The sequence below is a fragment of the Streptomyces sp. NPDC056600 genome, from assembly GCF_042792855.1.
GTDB lineage: Bacteria > Actinomycetota > Actinomycetes > Streptomycetales > Streptomycetaceae > Streptomyces.
The window spans coordinates 1-20,123 of record NZ_JBHTVQ010000088.1; the positions used below are offsets into that span (position 1 = coordinate 1).

Here is a 20,123-nt window from a genome sequence, read left to right on the forward strand (position 1 = left end):
GCCGGGTGCTGTGCGCACCCGGCCCCTCGTCGTCACCACCCGGCGGTCACCCGCCGTGCGGCGTCACTTCTTGCGGCGACGCCCCGCGGCCTTCTGCTGCTTGCGACGCTCGGCACGCGTCAGGCCGTCCGCCTCGGAACGCACCGGCTCACCGTCGCTGGTGAAGTCGCCCTCGACGACCCCGCCCTCGCCGTCGACCGTCGGCGCCGAGAAGTGCAGCCGGTCCGGCCGCTGCGGCGCCTCGAGACCCTTGGCGCGGATCTCCGGGCGGGCACCCGCCGGCACCGCGTCCTGCTTGGACAGCGACGGCGCGTCCTCGGAGACCGGGACCTCCTCGACCTGCTGCTCGACCTGGACCTCCAGGTTGAACAGGTAGCCGACGGACTCCTCCTTGATGCCCTCCATCATGGCGGTGAACATGTCGAAGCCCTCACGCTGGTACTCGACCAGCGGGTCCTTCTGGGCCATCGCCCGCAGGCCGATGCCCTCCTGCAGGTAGTCCATCTCGTACAGGTGCTCACGCCACTTGCGGTCCAGCACCGACAGCACGACCCGGCGCTCGAGCTCACGCATGATCTCCGAGCCGAGCTGCGCCTCGCGGGCCTCGTACTGCTCGTGGATGTCGTCCTTGATGGACTCGGAGATGAAGTCGGCGGTCAGACCGGCACGCTCGCCGGCCGCCTCCTCCAGCTCCTCGACGGTGACCTTCACCGGGTACAGCTGACGGAACGCGCCCCACAGACGGTCCAGGTCCCAGTCCTCGGGGAAGCCCTCGGCGGTCTCCGCGGAGACGTACGCGTCGATGGTGTCGTTCATGAAGTGCTGGATCTGCTCCTGCAGGTCCTCGCCCTCCAGCACCCGGCGACGCTCGCTGTAGATGACCTCACGCTGGCGGTTGAGCACCTCGTCGTACTTCAGGACGTTCTTGCGCGCCTCGAAGTTCTGCTGCTCGACCTGCGACTGGGCGGAGGCGATGGCGCGGGTGACCATCTTGTTCTCGATCGGCACGTCGTCCGGCACGTTCGCCATGGACATCACGCGCTCGACCATCTGCGCCTTGAACAGACGCATCAGGTCGTCGCCCAGCGACAGGTAGAAGCGGGACTCGCCCGGGTCTCCCTGACGGCCGGAACGGCCGCGCAGCTGGTTGTCGATACGGCGCGACTCGTGCCGCTCGGTGCCGAGGACGTAGAGGCCGCCGAGGCGCTCCACCTCGTCCTTCTCCGCCTTGACCGCGGCCTCGGCGCGCTCCATGGCGGCCGGGAGGGCGGCGGCCCACTCCTCGATGTGCTCCTCGGGGTCGAGGCCCATCTGCCGCAGCTCGGCCTCGGCGAGGTCCTCGGGGTTGCCGCCGAGCTTGATGTCGGTACCACGGCCGGCCATGTTGGTGGCGACCGTGACGGCGCCCTTGCGGCCGGCCTGCGCGACGATCGTCGCCTCACGCTCGTGGTGCTTGGCGTTGAGGACCTCGTGCTGCACGCCGCGCTTGGACAGCTGCTGCGACAGGTACTCGGACTTCTCGACCGAGGTGGTACCCACCAGGATCGGCTGGCCCTTGGTGTGCTTCTCCGCGATGTCGTCGACCACCGCGTCGAACTTGGCGACCTCGGTGCGGTAGATGAGGTCCGACTGGTCCTTGCGGACCATCGGCCGGTTGGTCGGGATCGGCACCACGCCGAGCTTGTAGATCTGGTGGAACTCGGCGGCCTCGGTCATCGCCGTACCGGTCATGCCGGAGAGCTTGCCGTAGAGGCGGAAGAAGTTCTGGAGGGTGATCGTGGCGAGGGTCTGGTTCTCGTCCTTGATCGGCACCCCTTCCTTCGCCTCGATCGCCTGGTGCATGCCCTCGTTGTAGCGGCGGCCGGCGAGGATACGGCCGGTGTGCTCGTCGACGATCATGACTTCGCCGTCGATGACGACGTAGTCCTTGTCCTTCTTGAAGAGTTCCTTGGCCTTGATGGCGTTGTTCAGGTAGCCGACCAGCGGGGTGTTCACCGACTCGTAGAGGTTGTCGATGCCCAGCCAGTCCTCGACCTTGGCGACGCCGGACTCGTGGATGGCGACCGTGCGCTTCTTCTCGTCGACGTCGTAGTCGCCGGTCTCCGACAGGCCCTTGAGCGGGTTGCCGGGCTCACCCTTCTTCAGGCGGGTGACCAGCTTGGCGAAGTCGGCGTACCACTTGGTCGCCTGGTCCGCCGGACCCGAGATGATCAGCGGGGTACGCGCCTCGTCCACGAGGATCGAGTCGACCTCGTCGACGATCGCGAAGTTGTGGCCGCGCTGGACCAGCTCGTCCTTCGACCACGCCATGTTGTCGCGCAGGTAGTCGAAGCCGAACTCGTTGTTCGTGCCGTAGGTGATGTCGCAGGCGTACTGCGCGCGGCGCTGGGCCGGCGTCATGTTCGCCAGGATGCAGCCCACCTCGAGGCCCAGGAACTTGTGGACCCGGCCCATCATCTCGGAGTCGCGCTCGGCGAGGTAGTCGTTCACCGTGATCAGGTGGACGCCCTTGCCGGAGATCGCGTTGAGGTAGGCGGGCAGGGTACCGACGAGGGTCTTGCCCTCACCGGTCTTCATCTCGGCGACGTAGCCGAGGTGGAGGGCGGCGCCGCCCATCAGCTGCACGTCGTAGTGCCGCTGGCCGAGGACGCGCTTGGCGGCCTCGCGCACGGTGGCGAACGCCTCGGGGAGCAGGTCGTCCAGACTCTCGCCGTCCTGGTACCGCTCGCGGTACTCGTCGGTGAGGGCCCGCAGCTCGGCGTCGGAGAGGTTGACGAAGTCCTCTTCGATGGAGTTGACCTGGTCCGCAATGCGGTGCAGTTTGCGCAGGATCTTGCCTTCGCCTGCACGCATGATCTTCGAGAGGACGGACACGGGGGCTGGTCTCCTTGCCGGTCGGGCCTGGGACGGTCGCTTGCTGGTACTGCTGAGCAACGGCCATCGTATGCGAGGACCCCGCCACGCCGGGAGGTCTGGCTTCGCCCCGGTGGAACGGAGGACCCCGCGACGCACGGCCGCCACGAGCTGCTTCCAACAGGACACAACGTGCGGGAGCGGCCGATAGTGCCGCGCGGGGCGACCGAATTGCCGGAAAACGGCGTCCCCCGGGCCCCGATATCACTGTGGGCGAAAATGCTGTGGTCACCGTCGTCCCGCGGACCGCACAATCGGTCGATGGAACCGGTCACCCTCAGCACCGAACGCCTGCTCCTGCGTCCCGTCGGACCGGGCGACGCCGGCGCCGTCCTCGCGGCCTGCCAGGACCCCGAGATCCAGCGCTGGACCGGCGTCCCCTCCCCCTACCTGCCCGAGCACGCCCGCACCTTCGCCGGGAAGATCGCCCCCGCCGCCTGGGCCTCGGGCGCCGAGTACGTCTTCGGCGCCTTCCTCGCCGACCCGGGCAGGCGGGGCGGCGCGGGCGACCTCGTCGCCTGCCTCGGCCTGAGGTCGCGCGGCCAGGACACCTTCGAGCTCGGGTTCTGGGCCGTGAAGGAGCACCGCGGCCGCGGTCACGTCACCGAGGCCGCCCTCGCCCTGTGCCACTGGGCCTTCGAGGCCCTCGGCGCGGCCCGCGTCGAATGGCGCGCCGGGCTCGGCAACGACGCCTCCCGCGCGGTCGCCGACCGGTGCGGTTTCGTCCACGAGGGCGTGCTGCGCCAGGCGATCGTCAGCGGCGGCGTCCGCCACGACGCCTGGATCGCCTCCCTGCTGCCCGCGGACCTCGACGAGCGGACCCCGGCTGTCGGCGCCGCCCTCTAAGGTGCCGTCATGGCCTCCCTGTCCGCGCGTTCTCGTCCTCGTCCCGTCGCCGAGCTCTCCGCCGACGAAGCCCGGCGTATCGCCCTGCGCGCCCAGGGCCTGCTGGGCGCCCCCGACCGCCGGGGCGGCGCGCGCGGCATACTCCGGCACCTCGGCGCGGTGCAGCTCGACACCATCTCCGTGCTGGCCCGCTCCCACGAACTCGTGCCCTACGCACGCCTGGGCGCGGTGGGCCGCGGGACCGTGGAGTCGGCGTACTGGGGCCGGGACGGCGACGGCCGGCCCCACTCCTTCGAGTACTGGTCGCACGCCGCCTGCGTGCTCCCCGTCGAGGAGTGGCCGCACTTCGCGTTCCGCCGCCGCGCCTACCGGGCCCGACCCATGTGGAACCACGAGCTTCCCGAGGGCGCCTACGCCCAGGTGATCAAGCAGCTGGAGTCGGAGGGCCCGCTGACCGCCACCGAACTCGGCGGCGCCAAGCGCACCGGCGAGTGGTGGGACTGGTCCGCCTCCAAGGTCGCCGTGGAACGCGCCCTGATGTACGGCGAGGTGGTCTGCGTCGAGCGCCGCGGCTGGAAGCGCGTCTACGACCTCGCCGAACGCGCCGTTCCCGACGCCCTGCTGCACGACGAGCTGGACGACACCGAGTGCGTGCGCCGCCTGGTGGCCCAGGCGGGCCAGGCGCTGGGCGTCGGCACCCGCTCGGACATCGCGGACTACCACCGGCTGCGCGCCGACCAGTTCGACGCGGTGGTCGGCGACTCGGGCCTGGTCCCGGTCACCGTGGAGGGCTGGGGCCGCCCGGCGTGGGCGGACCCGCGGGCCCTGGAGACGGCGCCCCGCGGCCGCCACCGCACCACGCTGCTCTCGCCGTTCGACTCCCTGATCTGGGAACGCGCGCGCACCGAGCGGATCTTCGGCTTCACCCACCGGCTGGAGGCCTACACACCCAAGGCCCGCCGGGTGTACGGCTACTTCGCCATGCCGGTGCTGGCGGGCGGGCGCCTGGTCGGCCGGGTCGACCCTGCCCGCTCCGGCCGCACCCTGGTGGCCCGGCAGGTCTCTCTGGACGGCCCCCGCGCGGTGCGGGACGTCGCCCGCGCCCTGGTCGAGGCGGCGAGCTGGGTGGACTGCGCCGACGTGCGGGTGGAGCGGGTGGACGCGCCGGAGCTGCGCGAGCCCCTGGTCGCCGAACTCGCGGCGCTCACGGCCTGATCCGCGGCCCGGGCCGGCGGAGACGCCGGCGGTCGTCAGCGGATCTCGAGGATCTTCTCCCGCATCGCGTAGACCACGGCCTCCATCCGGGAGTGCAGCTGCAGCTTCTCCAGGATGTTGCGCACGTGGTTCTTCACGGTGTTCTCGGAGATGAACAGCTCCTTGGCGATGTCCCGGTTGTTCATCCCGGTGGCCACCAGCTTGAGCACCTCCAGCTCCCGGTCGGTGAGCCGGGGCGCCGGCACCAGCCGTCGCTCGTCGGTGCGCTGGATCATCGACTTGAACTCGGTGAGCAGCTTGGACGCCATCGACGGGCTGATCTGCGACTGCCCGTCGGCGACCGCGCGGATGGCGGTCGCCACCTCGTCGGTGGAGATCTCCTTGAGCAGATAGCCCGTGGCGCCGGCCTTGATCGCGTCGTAGAGGTCGGCCTCCTCGTCGCTTATCGTCAGCATGATGATCTTGGCGCTCGGGGCGACCTCCTTGATGGAGGTGCAGGCCTCGATCCCGCCGCGGCGGGGCATCCGGACGTCCATCAGGATGATGTCGGGCAGCAGGTCGGCCGCCTTGTCGACGGCCTCCGCGCCGTCCCCGGCCTCCCCGACGACCTGGATGTCCTCCTCGGCCGCCAGCACGATCTCCAGGCCACGCCGGAAGAGCGCGTGGTCGTCCACCACCAGGACCCGGATGGGCTCCTCGCGCCCTCCGTCCGCGGCCGGTTCGGTGCCGGGCGTGCTGTCGCCGGCGCCCCCGTCCCGCATCGGTCCGAAGGTGTCCGCCATCGTTCCTCCCCCATGGAGCTGAGGCCTGTCCAAGCCGCCGCCCGGTCAACATGCGGCGGTGAACAGCCCGTTGGGCCGTGCCGCCATGATTCCATGCCCGGACCGGCGGCGGGTCGATCACACCACCGCGCACGTGGCACAGGGGCGCACACAGGTGCCCCTGAGGGGCGCGTCACGCGCGCCCGCCAGGGGCACCTGGGGCATCACCGGGCGGCTTCAGCCGCCGAGCGTCCCACCCGCGTCCGGGGAGGGCTCGCCGGTCGCCACCATCGGATCGGTGCGAAGATGGATCACGCCGTAGTCGTAGCCGTGCCGCCGGTAGACGACACTGGGCTCCTTGGTCTCGGAGTCGACGAAGAGGTAGAAGTCGTGGCCGACCAACTCCATCTCGTAGAGCGCCTGGTCGAGGCTCATCGGAGCGGCCACGTGGTTCTTCTCGCGCACCACCAGCGGTCCGTCGCCCTGGACCTCGAGGGAGCCGATGCGCTTGGTGGGCACGGCCTCGGGCTCCTCGACGGAGGGCACCACCGCGCCCGTGGCGTCGAGCGTCGCGGCGTCGGGCACATGGGCGGCCACCTCGGCCGCGGAGACGCGGCCGGCGCCGCGTCGGGTGTAGCGCTTGTCGTGCTGCTTGCGCAGCCGGGCGCCCAGCTTCTCCGCCGCCAGGTCGAGCGCCGCGTACGGGTCGGCGGCGGAGGCCTCCGCCCGGATCACCGGACCGCGTGAGCGGAGTGTGATCTCGACCCGGTCGCTGCGGTCGGCCTGCCGCGGGTTGGGCTCCTTGGACACCTCGACGTCGAGGCTCATCACCTTGCCGTCGAGCTTCTGGATCTTCTCCAGGTTCAGCTTCTCGGCCACGTGCTTACGGAACCGCTCGGGCACCTCGGTCTTGCGGCCCTTGACGACGATGTCCACGCAGAACTCCGTTCCCGGATCGCCCGCCTCACCGGCGGATCATCTCCCATTAGCACCAGGTTCCGGACGACCTCCGGAACCTCGGACTCGGTGACTCCACCTCCTCCTCCCCCACGGGCGCGTCATCCATCCCGGGGAGGCCGGGACGGGGCAGTGTCCCCGCGGCTCGGCATTGCGACAGGAGGGGCATGGCCTGCGCCTTTTCCCTCACTACCGAACATATCTCGCCCGGCCGGATGTCGTCACCCGTTACCGCCACATACCTCCGTTCAAGCAAATTAACCCTGCCGTATCCGCTGGTCACCGCCCGTTCAGTTGATCGATTCAACCAAGGCGAGGTATTCGGAGAATTTCCATCGCTCGCGGTTTCAGTCGAAGAAAAGTGGTGATGCCGCAACGACCGCCGCCGCAAAGGGAACGCACGTTCCCTTCCTTTCCGCGACGCCCCGCAGAACACGCGCCGCCTCGGCGACGGAGGCCCCGGTGGTCGTCACGTCGTCCACCACCAGCAGCCGCCCGGCCGCGCCGAGCAGCGCCTCGCCGCCGGGCCGGATCTCCAGGGCGCCGGCCAGGTTGGCCAGCCGCCCGGCCGCGTCCAGGCCCGCCTGGTCGGCCACCGCCCGCCGCTGACGGAGCACCGCCGCGGTCCGGGCCGGCGTCCCCGACCTCCGCAGCGCCCCGGCCGCCGAGACGGCGATCCGCCGCGCCGGGTCGTGCCCGCGCACCCGCACCGCCCGTCGCGCCGACGGCACGGGCACCAGCACCACCGGCCCGTCCCGCGAAGCCGCCCCGTCGCGCAGGGCGGCGCGGACCGCGACGGCCAGCGCCTCGCCCAGCGGACCGGCGAGCGGCAGCGCACCGCGCTCCTTGTGCGCCAGCAGGACGGACCGCACCGCGTCGGCGTACGGCACGGCCGCCCACACCGGCGGCAGACCGCCGGGCGCGTCCCTGGGACGCACCGGCCGGGGCGAGCCCCGCGCCAGCGCCCGCCGGCATCGCTCGCACAGCGTCGACCGCGGCGCTCCGCAGCCCGCGCACTCACCCGGCAGCATCAGCTCGGCCAGCGCCCGCCACCAGTCCCCGGGACCCGACAGGCCCGCCGGACCCCGCCCGTTCCCCACGTCGTCCATGCCGCCCGGGCCGTCCATGCCGTCCATGCCGTCCACGTCGTCCATGGAGCCACTGTGCGCCGGAGAACCGATCAGCGCGCACGCCTGTGGAAAACTCCGCGAGGGGCGCGGACGACCGTCACCCGCACCCCTCGCCCCTGTGGAAAACTCCCGGGTCAGTCCCTCAGCCGGGATATACCGGGCTCATGGCCTTCGTGACGATCTGCTTCCACTGCGCCCCCGACGGCAGCCGGACCAGCCCGTCGGTCCCGGAGAACGCCGTCAGCGGCGACTCCTCGTCCTCCGACGCGGCGATCTCCCGCACGCCCGACAGCGCGGCCGGCGCCATCCCGGTGACGGCCGACCCGTCGACGCGGATGTACCGCATCTGCTGGACGCCGCCCTGTTCCCGCCCGGCGACGACCAGCCGGTCGGGGCCCGCCCAGGACATCGCGGCGACGTCCTCGAAGCGCGGCGCGACCGCCCGCGGGTCCACCACCGACACGAGCAGCCGGTTCTTGGTGCCGTCCTTGCCGTTCCGCCGGTCGATACGGCCGATCCACAGCGACCGCTTGTCCTCCTTGGCGACCACCAGCGCGATCCGCACACCGTCGGCGGCCACCCGTACGGCCTCCACCCGGCCCTCGATCTCCGGGATCGCCACCTCCACGGGCTTGCCGGTGCCGGCGGGCAGCATCAGCAGCCGCGGCTTCCCGGGGTCCCGGTCGGCGATCCACAGGTCCCCGCGCGCGTCCCAGCTGGGAGCGGTCAGCCGGTCGTGCTCGGAGCTGCCCGCGCTCTTCAGCACCGGCCCCCCAAGGTCCTCGCCGTCCACCCCGAGGGGGCCGACGTACAGCCTGCTCCCGTCCAGGTGCACGCCCGCGACGGTGCGCTCGTCCCGGGAGACCGCGACGGACCGCAGCGGGGTCGTACCGGCGCCGAACACGCCGGGCACCGGCTCGACCCCGGCGGCCTCGGCCCGCGCGGCGTCCTCGGCCGCGGTGTCGCCGGGCGAGGCGGACGGGTCCGCGTCCTCCCCCTCGGCGTCCCGGCCCGCGTCCCGGCCCGCGTCGCGGTCCCCCGCCTCCTCGGACTGCCCGGAGTCCTCGGCCGGGGTGTCGTCCGGCTCCGGCGCGTCCCGGTACTCGGCGTCGATCCGCACCAGCCGGTGCTCGCCGTCCACGAAGTACAGGTACTCCGGCGGGTTCTCGGCCCCCCGCGGCCCGTAGAACTCGGCCCGCTCCTCGTCGATCCCGCACAGACGACGCTCGCCGGACTTCAGCTCGACCGACTTCACTCCGGTCGGGGAGTAGCCCTGCAGGGTGAGCAGCGTCTGGGCCGCCATCATCTCGCAGGCGTTGTGGCCGGCGGCCGCGGCGTCGGCGTTCAGCGGGACGGTCAGCTTCCCCTCGTCGTCGGGGGTCAGCGAGGTGACGCCGTCACCGAGCGCGGTCCCGGAGGGGAAGCGGGTACGCACCGCCGGCGAGAGCCAGTCGGTGGGTCCGGCCAGCAGCGCGCGCACGATGCCGGTCAGCGGGTCCACCTTGCGCACCTGCACCGGGTCGGCGACGACGTGCTGGCCGCCGCCGCCGTCGGCGGTGGACGCGGGGAAGTAATACCGGCTGACGGAGGTGTAGTTGCGGTGGAAGTCGGACTGGCCCATCACGATGCCCTGGGGCAGCCGGTCGATGCGCCACTGCCCGGACTTGGCGTCCCGTCTGAGGGTGACGACCTCCTGGTACTCGCCGTCGGCCGGGGCGTAGGCCTGCTGGGCGTCCACCGCGGCCACCCGGGTGCCGGAGAGCGTGTAGTTCAACTCGTCGGCGTTCTTCTCCCACCGGTCGGAGCGGCTGGGTTCCGGCAGAGGGCCGCTGGCGAGGACGGTCGTCGACAGCTCCGGCCGCCAGGTGCGGGCGGAGCGGGGGGTCAGGTACTTGCGCGCCGTCTCGTACCCGAGGTCGTCGCTGGTGAGCGCCTCGAGGAAACCGCGAACGATCTGAAACGGCCGGGCGTCCTCGCGCGGCGGCACGGCGAAGACCCGCACCTGCGCGTCCTGCCGCTGGCTCAGCTGCACGTCCCGCAGGTCGCCGCTGTCGGGCATGGAGGCGCATCCGGCGAGCAGCACGACGCCGCACGCCGCGGCGACCGCCGCGCGCCCCGGTCCCCGGCGGCGGGCCGCACGAACCCCTCCGCCGGCCCTGCCGGCCCGCTCGGCCGTGACAGAGGTGTCAGCCCCCACGAGTCGCCTCTTCCTGCTCCGCCGGTGCTCCCGGCCGTGATCCCCGCCGGTCCGGACCCGCGGCGTCCGCGCCGCCGTCCGCCCCGCCGTCGGCGGAGCCGTGCCCGGTGCCGCCCACGGCGTCCACCGCGGCGCCGCGCGCCGCGCCACGGCTCGCCGCCGGGCCGTCGTTGCCCTGCCGACCGTTCCCCAGGCCGTCGTTCGCCTGCCGGTGGGCGTTCCCCGGGCCGTCGTTCCCCCGTAGGCTCTTCACCGCCCTGCCGTCCACCCCGGCGGACGTCCCCTCCTCCACCGCGGCGGACGGCCTGTCGTCCACCGGGCGGTCCGTCCCGTCCCCCGTCGCGGCGGACGGCAGGACCGACGCCGACCGGCCCGCCGTGGGCTGCACCGGAACCGACGGGCAGGACACCACCCGCGCGCTGTCGCCCGGCAGCGCGGCCGGGTCGGCCGCGGGACCGGGCCGCCGGGCCACCTGCGTCCCCCGCGGCGGCAGCCGGTCACCGGCGGGCTGCACGGGCACCGTGGCCCGGCCCCCGCCCTGCGCCGACGACGAGGTCACGCCGTCCACGGTCACCGGCTGCTGCGCCCGCGCCGCCTCACGGGCACGGCGGGACTGCCGCGAGTCACGCGGCTCCAGCGGTATCGGGGAACCCCGCAGCGGCTCGTCCGCGGTGCGCGGCAGCGTCAGACGGAACTGGGAACCGCCGCCCGGCTCGCCCCACGCCTGCAGCCACCCACCGTGCAGCCGCGCGTCCTCCAGGGCTATCGACAGCCCCAGACCGGTGCCGCCGGTGGTACGCGCACGCGCCGGGTCGGCCCGCCAGAAGCGGCTGAACACCCGGGTCGCCTCGCCCGGCTTGAGACCCACGCCGTAGTCGCGGACCGCCACGGCGACGGCGCCGCCCGCCGAGGCGAGCCGCACCACCACGTCCTTGCCCTCACCGTGCTCGACCGCGTTGACGACCAGGTTGCGCAGCACCCGCTCCACGCGCCGCGCGTCCACCTCGGCGACGACCGGCTGCCGGTCGCCCACCACGCGTATCCGGGTGCCCTTGCGCTCGGCGAGCGGCTCGGCGCCGCCCACCACCCGCCGCACCACGTCCCGCAGGTCGGTCGGCTCGGCCTCCAGGGCCGCCGCGCCCGCGTCGAACCGGCTGATCTCCAGCAGGTCGGCGAGCAGCGACTCGAACCGGTCCACCTGGTCCGCCAGCAGCTCCGCGGAACGCGCGGTCACCGGGTCGAAGTCCTCCCGCGCCTCGTGGATGACGTCGGCCGCCATCCGCACGGTGGTCAGCGGGGTACGCAGCTCGTGCGAGACGTCGGAGACGAACCGGCGCTGCATCCGCGACAGCTCCTCGAGCTGCTGGATCTTCAGCTGGAGGTTCTGCGCCATCTTGTTGAAGGCCTCGCCGAGCCGCGCGATGTCGTCCTCGCCGGTGACCTTCATCCGTTCCTGGAGCCGGCCCGCCGACAGCCGTTCGGCGACCCCGGCGGCCATCCGCACCGGCGTGACCACCTGGCGCACCACCAGCCAGGCGATGGCGCCGAGCAGGCCCACCACGAACACCCCGGCGGTCGCCAGCGTGGTCTTGACCAGGGTCAGCGACTTCTCCTCCTGGGTGAGCGGGAAGAGGAAGTACAGCTGGTACGGCTCACCCTCGGGGTCGATGATCTGCTTGCCGATGACCAGCGCCGGCTGGGAGGCCCTGGCCTCCTTGTAGACGACCCGCGTGTAGCTCTGCGCGGCCAGCGAGCTGTCCTCGAGGCGCTGGCTCAGGGCCTTGGGTATGGACGCCTCGGCCTCGACGGTGCCCGAGGAACGCGGGCTGCCGAACGTGTCGGCGACCGGCAGGATCACCACGTCGTACGCGCCCTGCCCGCCGCTGGACAAGGAGTCGAGCAGGTCGGTGGTCCACGGGATGGGGCCCGATCCGGCCGCCTCGCCCTCCCCCGGCACGTCGGCCGCCCCGGTGCCGGACGCCCGCCCGGCCTCCTCGTCGGCCCGCGTCTTGGCCGCCGCGAACCCTCCGGCGGCCTGGCTCTGCGCGGCGTTCACCTTGGCGTCGAGCAGGCCGTTGCGGACCTGCCCGATCACCACGAAGCCGAGCAGCAGCACCACGCCGAGCGACATCAGCAGCGTGGTGACGATCACCTTGAGCTGGATGTTGCGCCGCCACAGACGTATGACGGGCAGCAACGGCCGGCGGACCCAGCGCAGCAGCAGCCTCAGGACGGGACTGCCCTGGACGCCGCCCTGCAGCAGCCCGCCCGCGAGCAGAGCCCCGGGCATGTCAGCTCGGCCCCGCCTTGTATCCGACGCCACGCACGGTCACCACGATCTCCGGGCGCTCGGGGTCCTTCTCGACCTTCGAGCGCAGACGCTGCACGTGGACGTTGACCAGGCGGGTGTCGGCGGCGTGGCGGTAGCCCCACACCTGCTCCAGGAGCACCTCACGGGTGAACACCTGCCACGGCTTGCGGGCGAGCGCGACCAGCAGGTCGAATTCCAGCGGCGTCAGCGCGATGGCCTGGCCGTCCCGCTTCACCGAGTGCCCGGCCACGTCGATCACCAGGTCGCCGATGGTCAGCTGCTCGGGAGCGGGCTCCTCCGACCTCCGCAGCCGCGCCCGGATGCGGGCGACCAGCTCCTTCGGCTTGAACGGCTTCACCACGTAGTCGTCGGCCCCGGACTCCAGGCCCACCACCACGTCGACGGTGTCGCTCTTCGCGGTCAGCATCACGATCGGCACGCCGGACTCCGCCCGGATCTGCCGGCAGACCTCGATGCCGTCCCGTCCGGGCAGCATCAGGTCCAGCAGCACCAGGTCGGGCTTCGCCTCCCGGAAAGCGGCCAGCGCCTTGTCGCCGTCGGCCACGAAGGCCGGCTCGAAGCCTTCTCCACGCAGCACGATCCCGAGCATCTCGGCCAGTGCGGTGTCGTCATCGACGACAAGGACTCGTCCCTTCATAAACCACATCATCCCATTCCGATAACGGTGACCGGGACGCTTGGTGAGCGAGGTCACGTGTGTCCGTCACCGCTATCGGTGTCCGGGACAAGCCGTTCGTACGACGAACCGTACGCGCTGCGCGCCGCCGGACCTTACGCGCCGCCCTGCAACGCGGCAATCCCCTCCGCCGTCACCGGTGACAGCACGCCACGCTCGGTCACGATCGCCGTCACCAGCTCCGGCGGCGTCACGTCGAACGCCGGGTTGTGGGCCTGCGTCCCCAGCGGCGCGACCACCACGCCCGCCACCTCGGTGACCTCCCGCCCGGCCCGCTGCTCCACCTCGACCGACGCCCCGTCCGGCGTGTGCACGTCCACCGTGGTCCACGGCGCCACCACCACGAACGGCACGTGGTGGTACCGCGCCAGCACCGCCAGCGGATACGTCCCCACCTTGTTGGCCACCGAGCCGTCCGCCGCGATCCGGTCCGCCCCCACCACCACGGCGTCCACCTCCCCGGCCGCGAACAGCGAACCCGCCGCATTGTCCGCGAGCAGCGTGTACGCCATCCGCTGCCGCGCCGCCTCCCACGCCGTCAGCCGCGCGCCCTGCAGCAGCGGCCGCGTCTCGTCCACCCACAGCCGCCGCAGCCGGCCCACCCGGTGCGCGGCCAGCGCCACACCGAAGGCCGTGCCCTCGCCACCCGACACCAGCGCACCGGTGTTGCAATGCGTCAGGATGCGGTGCCCGCCGCCCGGCCGCAGCTCGTCCAGCAGCGTCAGCCCGAGCTCCGCCATCCGCTCGGAGGCCCGCGCGTCCTCCCGGTGCAACGCACGCGCCGCGTCCAGCGCCGCCTTCGCCGCGCCGACCGGGCCGCCGCCCGCGGCCAACGCGGCGTCGTACGCGGCCTTCGCCCGCCGCACCCCGCCCTCCAGGTTCGCCGCGGTGGGCCGTGCGCCCGCCAGCGCCCCCGCCGCCTGCTCCACGTCGAACCCGCGCGCCGCCGCCAGCGCCACCCCGTAGGCGCCCGCGATCCCCAGCAGCGGCGCCCCGCGCACCGCCAGCGAACGGATCGCCCCGACCAGCGCGGCCGCGTCCGTACAGATCAGTTCCGACTCCTCGGCCGGCAGCCGTGTCTGGTCCAGGAGCACCACCACCGGCCCCTCCGGGGGCTCCTCCCAGCGAAGCGCCGGGATCAGGGGTATGCCGTCGGTCCGTCCGCTGCCGCCAGGTCGCACGCCGTGATCAGCCATGCCGTCAGTCTTCCCCGAAACAGCCGCGCCAGTAAGGCGATCACGACTCCGCGCCACCGTCCTGTCTCGGTCCCGTCCCGATCGTCCACACCCCGTCCACCCCCGGGCGTGCACATGGCACGATGACCTGACCTGCGCCGCGATCGCGGCAGCACCCTGAAGGAGCGACCATGAACGACTCGCCGGGCTGGACCTCGCCCGGATCCTCTCCGGCCGGCGACCCCAGCGGCGAGCAGGGTCCCCAGTGGTCCAAGGAGCAGCCCCCGCCCGCCGCCGCGCCCCAGCCCGGCCCCGGCGTGCCGCACCAGGGCGGGCCGTACCAGGACGCTCCCCCGCAGGGCGCCCCCCACCCCGGCGCGCCCCAGCACGGAGCCCCGTACGGCGGCGGACCCTACGGCGGCGCCCCGCCCGGCGGCGCTCCCTACGGTGCTCCCTACGGCGGCGCTCCCTACGGGCCGCCCGGGCCCGGGTGGGGACCTCCGCTCGCCCCCAAGCCCGGCGTGGTCCCGCTCCGCCCGCTCGGCCTCGGCGAGATCCTCGACGGCGCGATCGCCACCATGCGCACCTACTGGCGCCCCGTCCTCGGCATCTCCTTCGTCGTCGCCCTGATCACCCAGGGCCTGTCGCTCCTCGGCGCCCTCAGCCTCCTCGACGACCTGAACACCCTCAGCTCCGACCCGGCCGCCGTCGACGCCGAGGACCTCCCCGGCCTGATGGCCGCGACGGCCGCCGTCTACCTGGTCGCCCTGGTCGTCATGCTTCTCGGCACCACCGCGGCCTCCGCCCTGCTCACCCCGGTGATCAGCCAGGCGGTCCTCGGCCGGCCCGCGACGGTCGGCCAGGCATGGCGGACCTCGAAGCCCCAGTTCTTCCGCCTCGTCGGTCTCACCGTCCTGATCCCGACGATCCTCGTCGCCGTGGCCGTGGGCTGCCTGCTCCCCGGCATCCTCCTGCTGATCTCCGAGGAGGCCAGGCCCGCCGGGTTCCTGCTGATCATGCTGGGCCTCTTCGCCTCCCTCCCGCTGGTCACCTGGCTCAACTTCAAGTGGTCCCTCGCCTCGCCGGCGCTGATCCTCGAGAAGCAGCCCGTGTTCCGGTCGATGACCCGCTCCACCAAGCTCGTCAAGGGCTCCTGGTGGCGCGTCTTCGGCATCCAGCTGCTCGCCTCGCTCATCGCCGGGATGCTCGCCTTCATGGTCCAGATGCCGTTCGAGGTGCTGGGCATGATCCTCGACGGCTTCTCGCCGAGCTCGTACTTCGGCGGCGAACTCGACTCCTTCGGGGCGACCTACTACGTGTTCACCAGCATCGGCGGCGTGATCGCCCAGACGATCACCCTGCCCTTCGCCGCCGGCGTCACCGTGCTCCTCTACATCGACCGCCGCATCCGCCGCGAGGCGCTCGACCTGGAGCTCGCCCGCGCCACCGGCCTCGCCACCGGCACGGGGAGCTGATGCGGTGAGCTGGGCGGGGGGAACGGCCGCGCTCGTCGCGGCCTCCGCACACACCACGTCCGACGACGGCCCTCCGGTCACCCTCCCGCGCGACCCCGCGCGGGAGGAGGCCGAGAGGGAGCTGTCCAAGGGCGTCTACCACCAGGACGACCCCGGCCTCCTCGAGCGCGCCCTGCGGTGGCTCGGCGAAGCCGTCTCCGACCTCTTCGACCGGGCCTCCTCCCTCGCGCCCGGAGGCCACACCGGCCTCTGGCTGCTCCTCGGGGCGGTGCTCCTGCTGCTGGTCCTGCTCGTCATGCGCCTCGGCCTGCCCGGACGCCGCCCGGCGGCCGCCGCGCAGGACGCGCTGTTCGCCGACGGCCCGCGCAGCGCCGCCGCACACCGCACGGCCGCCGAGGAGGCAGCCGCCCGCGGCGACTGGACCCGCGCCGTCCAGGAGCACACCCGCGCCCTGGTCCGCTCCCTGGAGGAACGCACCCTGCTCGACGTCCGCCCCGGCCGCACCGCGGACGAGGCCGCCGCCGAGGCCGGCCGGGTCCTCCCCGGCCACGCGGACCGGCTGCACGCCGCAGCCCGCGACTTCGACGACGTCACCTACGGCGGCCGCACCGCCACCGAGGACACCTACCGGCGCACCGCCCTCCTCGACGCCGACCTGCGCAGGGCCACCCCCCTGCTCGCCGACGCCGCGGCGGCCTCCCGCGCCGGCTGGACCAGCCCGGGAGCCGCCGAATGACCACCACCGCGCACCGTCCCGAGGGCGGCACCTCCACCTCGCCCACCGCCCGCCACCTGTGGACCCGCGGACGGGGCATCCTGCTCGTCCTGGCCGTCCTCGTCGTCGCCGGCATCGTCATGGCCGCGGCCCGCTCGGCGAACCACGGCCCGCTCGACCCCCGCTCCCCGAGCGCCGGCGGAGCGAAGGCCGTCGCCGAGGTGCTGGGCGACCACGGCGTCGAGACCCGCACCGTCACCACCCTTGACGACGCCACCTCCGCCATGGGACCGGACACCACCCTGCTGGTCGCCGTCCCCGACCTGCTCACCGAGGCCCAGGCCGGCTCCCTGCGCGACGCCGCCACCGCCACCGGCAGCAACCTGGTGCTGCTGGCCCCGGACGTCTCCACCGGCACCCTGGCCCCCGGCGTCGCCGCCGACGCCACCCCGGCCTTCGAGGACACCGCCGAGCCCTCCTGCGCCCTGCCCGCCGCCGAACAGGCCGGCGACGCCGGGACGACCGGCGTCCGCTACCGCGTCACCGCGCAGGACGCCGACTCCTGCTACCTCAGCGACGGCCTGCCCACCCTGGTCCGCCTCCCGTCCGACGCCCCGACGAAGACCGGCGGCGACACGGTGGTCGTCGGATCACCTGCCTTCCTGACCAACGAGCGCCTCGCCGAGCACGGCAACGCCTCCCTGGCCCTCGGCCTCCTCGGCTCCCGGCCCGACCTCGTCTGGTACATCCCCTCCCTCGCCGAGGACCAGGACGGCATGTCCCAGGTCGGCTCCCTGCTGCCCGCCTCCTGGCGGTGGGCCGCCTTCCAGCTGCTGATCGCCGCCGCCGCGGCCGCCTTCTGGCGCGGCCGGCGCTTCGGCCCCCTGGTCACCGAACCGCTGCCCGTGGTCGTCCGCGCCTCGGAGACCACCGAGGGCCGCGCCCGCCTCTACCACGCCGCCAAGGCCCGCGACCGGGCCGCCGAAGCGCTGCGCGGGGCCACCCGCCTGCGCCTGGCCCCGCTGACCGGCGTCCCCGTCGCACGCGCCCACTCCGCGGAGGTCCTGCTGCCCGCCGTGGCCGCCCGCGTCGGCGACCCCCTGCGGGCCGCCACCCTCCAGGAACTTCTCTTCGGCCCGCCGCCCGGCGACGACGCGGCCCTCGTCTCCCTCGCCGACCGACTCGACGCCCTCGAAAGAGAGGTAAGCCGTCCATGACGGACCCGACCGCCGACATCACCCCCGGCTCCTGGCAGCCCACCGCCGACACCACCGCGCCCACCGGCGACCCGCGGGCCGCCCTGGAGAGCCTGCGGGCAGAGATCGGCAAGGCCGTCGTCGGCCAGGACCCCGCCGTCACCGGCCTGGTCGTCGCCCTGCTCTGCCGCGGCCACGTCCTCCTCGAAGGCGTCCCCGGCGTCGCCAAGACCCTCCTCGTCCGCTCCCTCGCGGCCTCCCTGCGACTGGACACCAAGCGCGTCCAGTTCACCCCCGACCTGATGCCCGCCGACGTCACCGGCTCACTGGTCTACGACACCCGCAACGCCGAGTTCTCCTTCCAGGCCGGCCCGGTCTTCACCAACCTGCTGCTCGCCGACGAGATCAACCGCACCCCTCCGAAGACGCAGTCCTCCCTCCTGGAGGCCATGGAGGAACGCCAGGTCACCGTCGACGGCACGCCCCGCCCGCTGCCCGAGCCGTTCCTGGTCGCCGCGACCCAGAACCCCGTCGAGTACGAGGGCACCTACCCGCTGCCGGAAGCCCAGCTCGACCGCTTCCTGCTCAAGCTCACCGTGCCGCTGCCCTCCCGCGACGACGAGATCGGCGTCCTCACCCGGCACGCCTCCGGCTTCGACCCGCGCGACCTGACCGCCGCGGGACTGCGCCCGGTGGCCTCCGCCGCCGACATCGAGGCCGCCCGCGCCGCCGTCGCGAAGACCACCGTCTCCCCCGACATAGCCGCGTACGTCGTCGACGTCTGCCGCGCCACCCGCGAGTCGCCCTCCCTGGCCCTCGGCGTCTCCCCGCGCGGCGCCACCGCACTGCTCTCCACCGCACGCGCCTGGGCCTGGCTCACCGGCCGCGACTACGTCATCCCCGACGACGTGAAGGCCCTCGCCCTCCCCACCCTGCGCCACCGGGTCAAGCTGCGGCCCGAGGCCGAGATGGAAGGTGTCACCGCGGACTCCGTCATCACCGCCGTTCTCGCCCAGGTTCCGGTGCCGCGCTGATGGCGCTCACCGGACGGGCCGCCCTCCTGGCGGCCATCGGCTCACTCCCGGTCGGCCTGCTGGAACCCAGCTGGACCGGCGTCCTCGCCGTGAACGGCACCCTGGCGGCGGCCTGCGCCTGCGACTTCGCGCTGGCCGCCCCCGTCCGGCGCCTGCGCCTGAGCCGCTCCGGCGACACCTCCGTCCGTCTCGGCGACACCGCCGAGGTGACCCTCACCGTCACCAACCCCTCCCGCCGGCCCCTCAAGGGCCATCTGAGGGACGCCTGGCAGCCCAGCAGCTGGCCCGCCGACACCCACACCGCGGGCGTCGGCCAGGCGGACACTCCGGGCGGCGACCCCTCACGGCACGTCCTCGACGTCCCCGCGGGCGAACGCCGCAGGTTCACCACCCGGCTGCGCCCCACCCGGCGCGGCGACCGCTCCCCGGACCGGGTGACCGTCCGTTCCTACGGGCCGCTGGGTCTGTGGGCCCGTCAGGGCAGCCACCAGGTGCCGTGGTCGGTGCGCGTGCTGCCGCCGTTCCACAGCCGCAAGCACCTCCCGTCCAAGCTCGCCCGTCTGCGCGAACTGGACGGCCGCACCAGCGTCCTCACCCGCGGCGAGGGCACCGAGTTCGACAGCCTGCGGGAGTACGTCCCCGGGGACGACACCCGGTCCATCGACTGGCGGGCCACCGCGCGCCGGCAGTCGGTGGCCGTCCGCACCTGGCGTCCCGAGCGGGACCGTCACGTGCACCTGGTCCTCGACACCGGACGCACCTCGGCCGGACGCGTGGGCGACGCCCCCCGGCTGGACTCCTCCATGGACGCGGCCCTGCTCCTCGCCGCCCTGGCCTCCAAGGCCGGCGACCGGGTCGGCTTCCTCGCCTACGACCGCCGGGTGCGGGCCCGCGTCCAGGGCCACACCGCCGACGACCTGCTCGCCTCGCTGGTCGCGGCCATGGCCAACCTGGAACCCGAACTGGTCGAGACCGACGCACGGGGCCTCGTCACCACGGCCGTGGCCGCGGCCCCGCGTCGCTCCCTGATCGTCCTCCTGACCGCCCTGGACCGTGCACCCCTGGAAGAGGGACTCCTGCCGGTGCTGAGCCGCCTGACGCAGCAGCACACGCTGCTGGTCGCCTCCGTGGCCGACCCGCACGTCGCCGAGATGGCCGAGGGCCGCGGCAGCGTCGAGGCCGTCTACGGCGCCGCCTCGGCCGCCCAGGCCCGCGAGGAACGCCACCACGTCGCCGAACAACTCCGCCGTCACGGCGTCACGGTCGTCGACGCCGCCCCCGAGGACCTCGCGCCGGCTCTCGCCGACGCCTACCTCGCCCTCAAGGCGGCGGGACGGCTCTAGAAAACGAAAAAAAGGGGGGTGCCCGGTCGGGCACCCCCCTTCGTGTGTCTCCTCGTGCAACTGCTCCGGAAATGCAGAAAGCCCCCGCACAATGTGCGGGGGCTTTCCCAATATTTGTTCGGCGGCGTCCTACTCTCCCACAGGGTCCCCCCTGCAGT

Annotated in this window: 15 protein-coding genes; 7 read left to right on the forward strand and 8 right to left on the reverse strand. The window is 73.3% G+C overall.

The genetic code is table 11. The features are described 5' to 3' along the window. Positions 1-63: 63 nt before the first annotated feature. Entirely contained in the window at positions 64-2,874 is a 2,811-nt protein-coding gene (secA, locus tag ACFRAV_RS29130; protein ID WP_382559910.1) for a preprotein translocase subunit SecA, read from the reverse strand. 300 nt (positions 2,875-3,174) lie between these two features. Between secA and ACFRAV_RS29135 the strand changes: the two genes are divergently transcribed. Both ACFRAV_RS29135 and ACFRAV_RS29140 read left to right on the forward strand, forming a co-directional pair. Continuing rightward, on the forward strand, positions 3,175-3,759 hold the full coding sequence (locus ACFRAV_RS29135) for a GNAT family N-acetyltransferase (protein WP_382559912.1): 585 nt from the start codon (positions 3,175-3,177) through the stop codon (positions 3,757-3,759). A 9-nt stretch (positions 3,760-3,768) separates the two neighbouring features. After that, entirely contained in the window at positions 3,769-4,974 is a 1,206-nt protein-coding gene (locus ACFRAV_RS29140; protein WP_382559914.1) for a winged helix-turn-helix domain-containing protein, read from the forward strand. A gap of 35 nt (positions 4,975-5,009) precedes the next feature. On the opposite strand, the gene ACFRAV_RS29145 is transcribed toward ACFRAV_RS29140, so the two are convergent. The 7 genes from ACFRAV_RS29145 to mtnA all read right to left on the reverse strand — a co-directional run bounded on the left by ACFRAV_RS29145 (position 5,010) and on the right by mtnA (position 14,223). Next, positions 5,010-5,756, reverse strand: coding sequence for a response regulator transcription factor (locus ACFRAV_RS29145; RefSeq protein ID WP_351117676.1), 747 nt, complete (start codon positions 5,754-5,756; stop codon positions 5,010-5,012). A gap of 216 nt (positions 5,757-5,972) precedes the next feature. After that, the gene (hpf, locus tag ACFRAV_RS29150; RefSeq protein WP_382559919.1) at positions 5,973-6,671 is read right to left on the reverse strand and encodes a ribosome hibernation-promoting factor, HPF/YfiA family; all 699 of its coding nucleotides are present in this window, start codon (positions 6,669-6,671) and stop codon (positions 5,973-5,975) included. Positions 6,672-7,039: 368 nt separating this feature from the next. Next, on the reverse strand, positions 7,040-7,723 hold the full coding sequence (locus ACFRAV_RS29155) for a ComF family protein (RefSeq protein ID WP_382559943.1): 684 nt from the start codon (positions 7,721-7,723) through the stop codon (positions 7,040-7,042). 241 nt (positions 7,724-7,964) lie between these two features. Then, positions 7,965-9,881, reverse strand: coding sequence for an LpqB family beta-propeller domain-containing protein (locus ACFRAV_RS29160; protein ID WP_382559922.1), 1,917 nt, complete (start codon positions 9,879-9,881; stop codon positions 7,965-7,967). Positions 9,882-10,008: 127 nt separating this feature from the next. Next, positions 10,009-12,309 carry an MtrAB system histidine kinase MtrB gene (gene mtrB / locus ACFRAV_RS29165; protein WP_382559925.1) on the reverse strand — a complete coding sequence of 767 codons (2,301 nt, stop codon included), beginning with the start codon at positions 12,307-12,309 and terminating at the stop codon, positions 10,009-10,011. A 1-nt stretch (position 12,310) separates the two neighbouring features. Then, a complete protein-coding gene (gene mtrA, locus ACFRAV_RS29170; protein ID WP_351117672.1) occupies positions 12,311-13,000 on the reverse strand; it encodes a two-component system response regulator MtrA in 690 nt (229 codons plus the stop codon). A gap of 122 nt (positions 13,001-13,122) precedes the next feature. Further along, a complete protein-coding gene (gene mtnA, locus ACFRAV_RS29175) occupies positions 13,123-14,223 on the reverse strand; it encodes an S-methyl-5-thioribose-1-phosphate isomerase (RefSeq protein WP_382559929.1) in 1,101 nt (366 codons plus the stop codon). A gap of 170 nt (positions 14,224-14,393) precedes the next feature. On the opposite strand from mtnA, the gene ACFRAV_RS29180 reads away from it, so the two are divergent. From ACFRAV_RS29180 to ACFRAV_RS29200, 5 genes are read left to right on the forward strand one after another with little or no spacing between them, the layout of a single operon-like run. Further along, a complete protein-coding gene (locus ACFRAV_RS29180) occupies positions 14,394-15,677 on the forward strand; it encodes a glycerophosphoryl diester phosphodiesterase membrane domain-containing protein (RefSeq protein ID WP_382559932.1) in 1,284 nt (427 codons plus the stop codon). Between the two features lie 4 nt (positions 15,678-15,681). Beyond that, on the forward strand, positions 15,682-16,413 hold the full coding sequence (locus tag ACFRAV_RS29185) for a DUF4129 domain-containing protein (RefSeq protein ID WP_382559935.1): 732 nt from the start codon (positions 15,682-15,684) through the stop codon (positions 16,411-16,413). Next, positions 16,410-17,609 (forward strand): DUF4350 domain-containing protein, encoded by a 1,200-nt coding sequence (locus tag ACFRAV_RS29190; protein WP_382559938.1) that lies wholly within the window; start codon positions 16,410-16,412, stop codon positions 17,607-17,609. Before ACFRAV_RS29185 ends, ACFRAV_RS29190 begins: the two co-directional genes overlap by 4 nt. Continuing rightward, complete coding sequence (locus tag ACFRAV_RS29195; RefSeq protein ID WP_351117667.1) at positions 17,606-18,622, forward strand: MoxR family ATPase; 1,017 nt, start codon at positions 17,606-17,608, stop codon at positions 18,620-18,622. Before ACFRAV_RS29190 ends, ACFRAV_RS29195 begins: the two co-directional genes overlap by 4 nt. After that, on the forward strand, positions 18,622-19,965 hold the full coding sequence (locus ACFRAV_RS29200) for a DUF58 domain-containing protein (protein WP_382559941.1): 1,344 nt from the start codon (positions 18,622-18,624) through the stop codon (positions 19,963-19,965). The genes ACFRAV_RS29195 and ACFRAV_RS29200 overlap by 1 nt, the downstream gene beginning before the upstream one ends. Positions 19,966-20,123: the final 158 nt, after the last annotated feature.

What these genes read in the sequence shown, in the direction of transcription:
- ACFRAV_RS29190 (WP_382559938.1), top strand. Translation starts at nt 16,410, where the DNA reads ATGACCACCACCGCGCACCGTCCCGAGGGCGGCACCTCCACCTCGCCC.
- ACFRAV_RS29135 (WP_382559912.1), top strand. Translation starts at nt 3,175, where the DNA reads ATGGAACCGGTCACCCTCAGCACCGAACGCCTGCTCCTGCGTCCCGTC.
- ACFRAV_RS29200 (WP_382559941.1), top strand. Translation starts at nt 18,622, where the DNA reads ATGGCGCTCACCGGACGGGCCGCCCTCCTGGCGGCCATCGGCTCACTC.
- mtrB (WP_382559925.1), bottom strand. Translation starts at nt 12,309, where the DNA reads ATGCCCGGGGCTCTGCTCGCGGGCGGGCTGCTGCAGGGCGGCGTCCAG.
- ACFRAV_RS29145 (WP_351117676.1), bottom strand. Translation starts at nt 5,756, where the DNA reads ATGGCGGACACCTTCGGACCGATGCGGGACGGGGGCGCCGGCGACAGC.
- ACFRAV_RS29160 (WP_382559922.1), bottom strand. Translation starts at nt 9,881, where the DNA reads ATGCCCGACAGCGGCGACCTGCGGGACGTGCAGCTGAGCCAGCGGCAG.
- mtrA (WP_351117672.1), bottom strand. Translation starts at nt 13,000, where the DNA reads ATGATGTGGTTTATGAAGGGACGAGTCCTTGTCGTCGATGACGACACC.
- ACFRAV_RS29140 (WP_382559914.1), top strand. Translation starts at nt 3,769, where the DNA reads ATGGCCTCCCTGTCCGCGCGTTCTCGTCCTCGTCCCGTCGCCGAGCTC.
- ACFRAV_RS29155 (WP_382559943.1), bottom strand. Translation starts at nt 7,723, where the DNA reads ATGCTGCCGGGTGAGTGCGCGGGCTGCGGAGCGCCGCGGTCGACGCTG.
- ACFRAV_RS29195 (WP_351117667.1), top strand. Translation starts at nt 17,606, where the DNA reads ATGACGGACCCGACCGCCGACATCACCCCCGGCTCCTGGCAGCCCACC.
- ACFRAV_RS29180 (WP_382559932.1), top strand. Translation starts at nt 14,394, where the DNA reads ATGAACGACTCGCCGGGCTGGACCTCGCCCGGATCCTCTCCGGCCGGC.
- mtnA (WP_382559929.1), bottom strand. Translation starts at nt 14,223, where the DNA reads ATGGCTGATCACGGCGTGCGACCTGGCGGCAGCGGACGGACCGACGGC.